This window comes from Streptomyces durbertensis, from assembly GCF_014156695.1.
In the GTDB taxonomy this organism is placed as follows: domain Bacteria; phylum Actinomycetota; class Actinomycetes; order Streptomycetales; family Streptomycetaceae; genus Streptomyces; species Streptomyces durbertensis.
Genome location: NZ_WMLF01000646.1, coordinates 1 through 2,139, shown reverse-complemented (window position 1 = coordinate 2,139; position 2,139 = coordinate 1). Strand labels below are relative to the sequence as shown.

The window sequence follows — 2,139 nt, the reverse complement described above, 5'->3', positions numbered from 1 at the left end:
ACGCTGAGCGACCGTTCCGTGGAGATGCACGAGGACCCCCGCTTCAAGGAGCTGCGGCGCCGGCTGCTGGTGTTCGTGTTCCCGATGAGCGCCGCCTTCTTCAGCTGGTACCTGCTCTACGTACTGATGTCGGCCTACGCCCGCGACACGATGGCGACCGTCCTCTTCGGCCGGGTGAACCTGGCCTTGGTCTTCGGCGTGCTCCAGTTCGTCACCACGTTCGGCATCGCCGTGCTGTACGCGCGCTACGCCGCCAGGCGTCTTGACCCGCTCGCCGGCGAGCTGTGCGAGGAGCTGGACGGCGGCACCGCCACCGCCCCCGACACCGCGTCCGGCACCGCCTCCGACGCCGCCGCCGACCGGACCGAGGCCGAGGAGGCGCGCCGGTGACCACCGCACCCGTGACGTACCAACTCGCCGAGGAGGCCGGCACCACCGGCCGGACGTTCACCGTCCTGCTCTTCCTCGTGATGATCGCCATCACCCTCGTGATCACCGTGTGGGCGGGCCGCCAGACCCGCTCGGCGACCGACTTCCACTCCGGGGGCCGGGAGTTCTCCGGCATGCAGAACGGCTTCGCGATCGGAAGCGACTACATGTCGGCGGCGTCCTTCCTGGGCATCGCCGGCATGATCGCGCTGGCCGGGTACGACGGCTTCCTCTACTCGATCGGCTTCCTGGTCGCCTGGCTGGTGGCGCTGCTGCTGGTCGCCGAACTGCTGCGCAACTCGGGCCGGTTCACCATGGCCGACGTGCTCTCCTACCGGATGCGGCAGCGCCCGGTGCGCACGGCGGCGGCCGTCTCGACGATCACGGTCTCGATCTTCTACCTGCTCGCGCAGATGGTCGGCGCGGGCGCGCTGATCGCGTTGCTGCTGGGAATCCAGCCGGGTGAGACGTACCTCGGCATGAGCGCGGACGCCGCGAAGATCGCCGGCATCGTGGTGGTCGGCGTGCTGATGATCGTCTACGTGATGTTCGGCGGGATGAAGGGCACCACCTGGGTGCAGATCATCAAGGCCGGCATGCTGATGGGCGGCGCCTTCCTGCTGACGGTGATGGTGCTGGCCTCCTACAACTTCAACCTCGGCTCGCTGATGACGGACGCCGCCGACGCCAGCGGGGTCGGCCAGGCGTTCCTCGAACCAGGGCTGAACTTCGGCAAGGAGGTCCCCGGCGACGCCTGGCAGACGCTGTGGAACAAGCTGGACCTGATCTCGCTCGGCCTGGCGCTGGTGCTCGGCACCGCCGGCCTGCCGCACATCCTGATCCGCTTCTACACCGTGCCCGACTCCCGCACCGCCCGTAAGTCGGTGAACTGGGGCATCGGCCTGATCGGCAGCTTCTACCTGATGACCCTCGTGCTCGGCTTCGGCGCGGCGGCCATGGTCGGCAAGGAGGCCATCACCGCGCAGAACGCGGCCGGCAACACCGCGGCCCCCCAGCTCGCGGAGGCGGTCGGGGCGCACTTCGGCGGCAGCGCGCTGGCGGCGGTGATGCTCGCGGTGATCGCCGCCGTGGCGTTCGCGGCGATCCTGTCGACGGTGGCCGGGCTGATGATCGCCTCGTCCTCCTCGCTCGCCCACGACTTCTACAACAGCGTGCTGCGGCGGGGCAAGGCCACCGAGCACGAGGAGGTGCGGGTCGCGCGGGGCAGCGCGCTGGCGGTCGGCTGTGTGGCGATCGGCCTGGCGATCTTCGCGCAGAGCCTGAACGTGGCGTTCCTGGTGGCCCTGGCGTTTGCCATCGCCGCCTCCGCGAACCTCCCCACGCTGCTGCTCAGCCTCTTCTGGAAGCGCTTCAACACGCAGGGCGCGGTGGCCGGCATCTACGGCGGCCTGATCAGCGCGGTCGGCCTGGTGATCTTCTCCCCGGTGTTCTCCGGCTCGGAGACGGCGCTGGTGTCGTCGATCGACATCAACTGGTTCCCGCTCGGCAACCCGGGCCTGGTGTCGATCCCGCTGGGCCTGCTGTGCGCGGTCGTCGGCACGCTGATGTCGAAGGAGAACGACCCGCGCCGCTTCGCGGAGCTGCAGGTGCGGGCGCTGACCGGCGCCGGCGCCGAGAAGGCCCCGCAGCACTGACGCGGCGCCGAGGCGCCGCAGGCGGTCCGCGCACTCCTGTTCCCCGGCCTGGAGG

The 2,139-nt window shown here is 70.1% G+C and carries 2 protein-coding genes; both read left to right on the top strand.

Annotation, left to right across the window (positions count from 1 at the left end):
- A partial coding sequence (locus GL263_RS25465; protein WP_323379559.1) for a DUF485 domain-containing protein occupies nucleotides 1–390 on the top strand: 390 nt, incomplete at its 5' end.
- Nucleotides 387–2,084, top strand: a complete 1,698-nt coding sequence (locus tag GL263_RS25460; protein ID WP_438948003.1) for a monocarboxylic acid transporter — start codon at nucleotides 387–389, stop codon at nucleotides 2,082–2,084. The genes GL263_RS25465 and GL263_RS25460, both read left to right, overlap by 4 nt.
- The last annotated feature ends 55 nt before the right edge of the window (nucleotides 2,085–2,139 follow it).